This is a genomic window from uncultured Bifidobacterium sp. (assembly GCF_949292005.1).
GTDB lineage: Bacteria > Actinomycetota > Actinomycetes > Actinomycetales > Bifidobacteriaceae > Bifidobacterium.
In genome coordinates this window covers 1-5,999 of sequence record NZ_CASEXV010000062.1, presented here as the reverse complement: position 1 = coordinate 5,999, position 5,999 = coordinate 1, and the positions used below count along the sequence as shown (strand labels likewise).

Sequence of the window (5,999 nt, the reverse complement as noted above, 5' to 3'; positions counted from 1 at the left end):
TGATGAGCTTACCGAATAAATGCTATCGGTGGCTGCGTGAAGATCCCTCAGGAGCTGCTCGCGGCATGCGGATGCCATCAGTTGTTTTATCAGCGATTCTTTGGATTCCGTATGTCCCGGAACCTGTGGTGTGCCCTCATGAATCGCGAACAGGCTGGAGACAGTTGCGAAGAACTCAATCCTTTGAGCGTCTGACCCACTCGCGTCGCCTTGTACTTGCGGGCTTTTGTATTCCTGAGAATATATTTCCCCATGGCTGCATTGGCTGTTGCCCAGCAATGTTGTAGGCGCGTTCTGATTTGGATTTCAACATGAAGACAGGTCTCTTCCTCGTTGATTTTTGCGATGAGGTGTCGGGAACGATACCCACTTTGCTGGGGTGAATCGATATAGTTTTTATCGCCATTGCCATTTTTGAGACTAAGACGATTCTTGAGAATGTCCGTTGCCGTGTTGACGTCATCAATGGTGTTGACGATGAGGCGGCACCCTCCGATATCGTCCAGCTCACCGAGTTTCAGATGTGATGATGGCCTTTGAAGTTTTCTGATGATCGATGTCATGCGCTTCATACGATATGTCGCGACGGTGCCGTCGATCGCTGATGCGCAGTCGAGCACTGTCGAAAAGCAGGTCTCTGTTGCCTTGACGTGCTGTGAACGCCATCTCGTGGCGGTGATAATGGCGTCTTTCTGGTTCTGCGAGACGGAATCCGTCATATCGATGGTGCGAAGAACCCTACCGGCTTTGTTCGCTTGACCGCGCGCGACATGGATTGTCATCCGTTAAATTGTGGCACGGACATATGACCAAAGCTGAATCCTGGATTAAGACGATGGGTTTGATTACGATAAACGATATATGCGCCGTGAGGGCTTATCGGGCGTCGGTAAACAGGGAGGTCGGAATGACATCGATCATCAATGTCGCTTCGTACATTCTGTGGCGTTATGGGTCCATGACCACGATGAAGCTGCAGAAGCTCGCGTATTATTCTCAGGCGGAGTCGTTGTCGACGACGGGGAGTCCCCTCTTTGAGGAGGATTTTCAGGCGTGGCGGGGAGGACCCGTGTGCTATGACCTTTATGTCCAGCACAGGAGAATGTTCATTATCCGCCCAGAGGACGTCGACGCTGATAAAAGGCTGTCGTCGGCGTTGTCGGCGGGTGAATCGGCCATCGTCAATCGCGTTGGCGAGGCTCTGTCGAAGCTCACTGGCAATGAGCTCAGTGAGCGGACTCATCGTGAGAATCCTTGGCGCGAGGCCCGAAGTGGTCTTGCTCCTTCGGAATCGGGTACCAGGGTCATCTCAAAGGACGATATAGAACGCTATTACCGCGTGAATCCCGTGTTGCCAGATCGTTCGTGAGTCTGCGATAATCCGGGGTCCATCATGTTGTGTGTGAGATGGACCCCGGATGTCTATGAGCAGATGGCTATGGGCGGGGATCGGTGCCGGTGGCGTCGCCGTCGAGCAGGGTGTCGACCAACGCCGGCTTCTGCGTGAGCTGGCCGGTGAATCCCGGTCGTATGTCAAGCTTGAGCGTCACTCCGGTGCGGTAGCCCTGCCCGGCGAGCTTCATGGTCGCGTCCCTGACCACGCGCAGCACGTCGTCGAGATCGCCTTCGATGTTGGTGAACATCGCGTTGGTCTCGTTGGGCAGCCCGGATTCGCGGATCACGCCCACGGCCTGGCTGACGTACTCGCTGAGCTCCGCTCCCACGCCGCTGGGGGCGATGGCCACGGCGGCCACGGTGTTGATGTATGGTCTGCCGGTGTCGGGGTCCGTGGGGACGGTCTGTCGTTCGGCGTTGCGGTCGGTCATGTGTCTCTCCTTGGTGGGGTGTGATGCGTTGTGGTGCCGTTCTTCGGCGTCATGATGTTCGGATATGGCCATCGTAGGCTTCATCTCCTAATCGTTTCCGTTCGCACCGCGTGGTCCGTTCGCACTGTCGCCGTCGCGCCATCTCCACGCATGGTCCATCGGCCCGGATCCGTGGCCCAGCGACAGTCCCGCGGCCAGCGCTCCGGACAGATACTCCTTGGCCTCGCGTATGGCGTCCGGAAGGTCCGATCCCTTGGCGAGGTTGGAGGCGATGGCGCTGGAGAGCGTGCATCCGGTGCCATGCGTGTCGGAGGTGTCGATGCGTCGTCCCCGGAACCATGTGGCCGTTCCGTCGGGTGTTACGAGGACGTCGCTGGCGTCGCTGACTCGGTGTCCTCCTTTGATGAGGACCGCGCACCCGTGGGTTGCGGCGAGAACGTTCCCGCAGCGCCGCATATCCTCGTCCGAGGTGATCGATCCCGGATCCCAGCGCGCGAGTGTTTCGCTTTCGGGGATGTTGGGCGTGATGACGGTTGCCAGCGGGAACAGAAGGGACACCAGCGCCGACACGGCGGATCCGTCGATAAGTCGCGCTCCGCTGGTGGCGACCATGACCGGATCAAGCACGACGTTCCTTGCCTGATGCGCGGCGAGCCGATCCGCGATGGCGCGGATGAGCCCAACATTCGACACCATGCCGATTTTGACGGCCGCGGGCGGGATATCGGCGTACACCGCGTCGATCTGAGCGGCCAGCATCGAAGGGTCGGCGTCGGCGACGGCGTTGACGCCCGTGGTGTTCTGGGCGGTGAGTGAGGTGATGGCGCTCATGCCGTAGACGCCGTTGGCGAGCATGGTTTTGAGGTCCGCCTGGATTCCCGCTCCGCCTGAGGAGTCGCTTCCGGCGATGGTGAGGACCGCGGGGAGGGTGGTTGCGCGGATCATGCCGAGGCTCCCGCGGTGGCGGCTGCTCCCGCGGTGGATGCGGTTTGCGCATGAGCGTCCGCTCCGGCTTTGACGGAGTCCACGATGGTCTGCTGCGCCGCGAGACCGCCGAACCGTTTGCGGATGTTCTGCGATATGGCCATCGAGCAGAACTTCGGCCCGCACATCGAGCAGAAATGCGCCATTTTGGCCGGTTCTGCGGGCAACGTCTCGTCGTGGAAGGCGATGGCCGTGTCGGGGTCGAAGGACAGGTTGAACTGGTCGAGCCAGCGGAATTCGAACCGAGCCTTCGATATGGCCAGATCGCGGTCCTGCGCGTGCGGATGGTGTTTGGCGATGTCGGCCGCGTGGCAGGCGATCTTGTAGGTGATCACGCCCTGCTTCACGTCGTCCTTGTTCGGCAGTCCTAGATGCTCCTTGGGTGTCACGTAGCACAGCATCGCGGTCCCATACCGGGCGATCTCGGTGGCGCCGATGGCGGAGGTGATGTGGTCGTAGCCGGGCGCGGTGTCGGTCGTCAGCGGTCCCAGGGTGTAGAAGGGCGCTCCCTTGCAGATGGATTTCTCCATCTCGATGTTCATGCGCACGGTGTCGAACGGGATGTGGCCCGGCCCCTCGATCATGACCTGCACGTCGTGGTCCCATGCCCGCTGGCACAATTCGCCAAGCGTCATGAGTTCGGCGAATTGCGCGGCGTCGTTGGCGTCCGCCAGGGATCCGGGCCGCAGTCCGTCTCCCAGCGAGAAGGCGACGTCATAGCGGGCGAAGATGTCGCACAGCTCGTCGAAGTGCGTGTAGAGGAAGCTCTCCTGCTCATGCTCCAGACACCATTGGGCCATGATGGATCCTCCGCGCGAGACGATGCCGGTCACGCGGTTGGCGGTCAGCGGCACGTAGCGTAGAAGCACTCCCGCGTGGATGGTCATGTAGTCCACGCCCTGCTCGCATTGCTCGACGACTGTGTCGCGGAACAGCTCCCAGGAGAGTTTGGACGCGTCGTCGTCGACCTTCTCCAGCGCCTGGTACATCGGCACGGTGCCGATGGGGACGGGGGAGTTGCGCAGGATCCATTCGCGCGTGGTGTGGATGTCATTGCCGGTGGACAGGTCCATCACGGTGTCGGCTCCCCATTTGGTGGCCCAGGTGAGCTTCTCGACCTCCTCGTCGATGGATGACGAGACGGCGGAGTTGCCCATGTTGGCGTTGAGCTTGACGAGGAATTTCTCGCCGATGATCATCGGCTCCGCCTCGGGATGGTTGACGTTGCAGGGCATTACCGCGTGTCCGCTGGCGAGTTCGGAGCGTACGAGCTCCACATCGCAGTGCTCGCGTTCGGCCACGTAGCGCATCTCGGGGGTGATGATTCCGTGCCGCGCGTACCACATCTGGGTCACGGGATGGTCCGTGCCGCGCATGGGTCGGTGCGTTCTTCCACGCCACTCCTTGGTGGCTCGTCCGCGTTTGATGGCGCGGGTGCCGTCGTCGGCCAGATCGCGGTGACGGCCCTCGTATTCCTCGATGTCGCCCCTGTCCCGTATCCATTCCAGCCGTAGCGGCGCGAGCCCTTCTTTGGGATCGCAGCCCGGCCCTTCGGTGTTGTAGTCGCGGAAAGGCTCGTTCGGGCCGCCACCGGGGGTGTTTTCCAAGGCGATCTCGGTGTAGGGAACCTCCAGATCGTAGCTGCCGTGCTGGTTGTCGAAATGGATGGGTGTGGTTTTGCGGATGTGCGCCCTGTCTCGTTGCGACGATCCACGCGCGGCGATGTCGACGCGCTGTTGCCGCGCGAGGCGTGCGGCCTGCCGGGCCTCCTTCGCATTGGTGAAGCCGTCGGATTGTGTGATGTTTGGGGTCGCGGCGTCCCCAACCTTCGCCACGACCCCGGCTTTGTCGGCGTTGCGCGGACGATCCGCATAGCCGTGTGTCCGGTCCCCCCGAACACGATGCCAGCGTTCCACGAGCTCGCGCGTCGCCGCCCGCGGGTCGTCCGCGCCGGCGATGGCCGATACGACGAACCATCCTGCGGCTCCTGTGGAGGCGAGGCCCGCCATGTCCTGTGCGGTGACGCCTCCACCCACCACAACCGGATAATCGCTGGCGCGGGCGATGGTGTCGACCAGATCAAGGGTCAGCAGATGGCGGCTCCCATCGGTTTCGACGGCGGCCGCATCCGGTTTCGTGGTGGACGAGTGCAGTGGTCCCGCGCCGATGTAGTCGATGCATCCGGCGGGGAGCTCATTGATGAGCCGCACGAGGCTCTCCGTCTCGGCCGAGAGACCGACGATCGCGTCCTCTCCGAGCAGGGCGCGTGCCTCGCGCGGCTCCATGTCCGTTTGTCCGATGTGCACGCCGTCGACTTTGATCCCCTTGTTGCGGCATTGCCAGACGACGTCGACCCGGTCGTCGATCACGAAGGCGACGGTGTCGGATTTGCCGTTGTCCTCAATGATCTGCGCGATGTCCTGCGCCATGATGGTGATGTCCTTGGCGTCGGCGTCCTTGGCGCGGAGCTGGATGAACGTGGCCCCTCCCATAAGGGCGTCCTCGACGACGCCTCCGATGTCGCGGCCCTTCGTGTCCTGCGGGCCCACGACGAAGTAGGCGCTCAGATCGAAGGCCGACCGCATGGAGGCGTAGGGGTAGCGATTGGCTGACAGTGACGCTGCGGTTGTCAGTGATGCCGCGGATTGCGGTGTCGCCGATCGCGGAATCGCGGGCTGTGCCATACCGGATTGTGTCATTGCGGACTGTGGTGTGGATGGCGTCGGTGTTGGTTGTGGTGGCATCGATGGCGTGGCGGTGTTGCTGCTGCCGGTGGTGCTGCTGCTGGTGGTGCTGTTGTTGGTGCCGCTGGTCATGGGTCGTTCTCCTGTTCTCCGCTTCGTGGCGGAAAATATGGCATGGAAATGATGGTTCACCGGAAAAACCGGTATGAAAATACGGGGTATTGAAAAAAGGTATGAAGAAATAGGGTATAAAATTGAAGGGTCTAAAAAACCGTATCCACGGCGGGACGAGCCGATTGCGCCGATGCCAAGGTCATGTTCCCCATGGCGACGTCCCGGGGGCTCGCGTTCCACAGTGCATCGAGGAAGGCGGTCTGGAACGACCCGGGTCCGGACGAGCTCGAGGCGGCTGTCGTGGCCGCCCGGTTGAACAGAAGCCCCGCCGCCAGCGCCGCGCCCAGGGGGTCGCAGACGGCCAGATAGGTGGCCGTGACGCCGCCCAACG

6 protein-coding genes and 1 pseudogene are annotated in these 5,999 nt (G+C 61.7%); 2 read left to right on the top strand and 5 right to left on the bottom strand.

The features are described 5' to 3' along the window. Window positions 1–89 precede the first annotated feature (89 nt). Window positions 90–782, bottom strand: coding sequence for a GTP pyrophosphokinase family protein (locus Q1X90_RS04775; RefSeq protein ID WP_300767080.1), 693 nt, complete (start codon window positions 780–782; stop codon window positions 90–92). Between the two features lie 125 nt (window positions 783–907). Between Q1X90_RS04775 and Q1X90_RS04770 the strand changes: the two genes are divergently transcribed. After that, window positions 908–1,369 carry a type II toxin-antitoxin system antitoxin SocA domain-containing protein gene (locus Q1X90_RS04770; protein ID WP_300767078.1) on the top strand — a complete coding sequence of 154 codons (462 nt, stop codon included), beginning with the start codon at window positions 908–910 and terminating at the stop codon, window positions 1,367–1,369. Window positions 1,370–1,436: 67 nt separating this feature from the next. Here Q1X90_RS04770 and Q1X90_RS04765 read toward each other — a convergent pair whose 3' ends face one another. From Q1X90_RS04765 to thiC, 3 genes are all read right to left on the bottom strand, one after another. Further along, on the bottom strand, window positions 1,437–1,826 hold the full coding sequence (locus Q1X90_RS04765; protein ID WP_300767076.1) for a thiamine-binding protein: 390 nt from the start codon (window positions 1,824–1,826) through the stop codon (window positions 1,437–1,439). Window positions 1,827–1,913: 87 nt separating this feature from the next. Then, entirely contained in the window at window positions 1,914–2,771 is an 858-nt protein-coding gene (gene thiD, locus Q1X90_RS04760) for a bifunctional hydroxymethylpyrimidine kinase/phosphomethylpyrimidine kinase (protein WP_300767074.1), read from the bottom strand. Continuing rightward, window positions 2,768–5,395, bottom strand: a complete 2,628-nt coding sequence (gene thiC / locus Q1X90_RS04755; protein ID WP_300767082.1) for a phosphomethylpyrimidine synthase ThiC — start codon at window positions 5,393–5,395, stop codon at window positions 2,768–2,770. The genes thiD and thiC overlap by 4 nt, the downstream gene beginning before the upstream one ends. A 127-nt stretch (window positions 5,396–5,522) precedes the next feature. Here thiC and Q1X90_RS04750 point away from each other — a divergent pair, with 127 nt between their 5' ends. Further along, a complete protein-coding gene (locus Q1X90_RS04750; protein ID WP_300767072.1) occupies window positions 5,523–5,678 on the top strand; it encodes a hypothetical protein in 156 nt (51 codons plus the stop codon). Window positions 5,679–5,757: 79 nt separating this feature from the next. Here Q1X90_RS04750 and Q1X90_RS04745 read toward each other — a convergent pair. After that, a pseudogene (locus Q1X90_RS04745) lies at window positions 5,758–5,999 on the bottom strand (hydroxyethylthiazole kinase); the annotation flags it as partial.

Excerpts from the sequence above, each read along its gene's own strand:
- Q1X90_RS04775 (WP_300767080.1), bottom strand. The coding sequence starts at position 782 with ATGACAATCCATGTCGCGCGCGGTCAAGCGAACAAAGCCGGTAGGGTT.
- Q1X90_RS04770 (WP_300767078.1), top strand. The coding sequence starts at position 908 with ATGACATCGATCATCAATGTCGCTTCGTACATTCTGTGGCGTTATGGG.
- Q1X90_RS04765 (WP_300767076.1), bottom strand. The coding sequence starts at position 1,826 with ATGACCGACCGCAACGCCGAACGACAGACCGTCCCCACGGACCCCGAC.
- thiD (WP_300767074.1), bottom strand. The coding sequence starts at position 2,771 with ATGATCCGCGCAACCACCCTCCCCGCGGTCCTCACCATCGCCGGAAGC.
- thiC (WP_300767082.1), bottom strand. The coding sequence starts at position 5,395 with ATGCGGTCGGCCTTCGATCTGAGCGCCTACTTCGTCGTGGGCCCGCAG.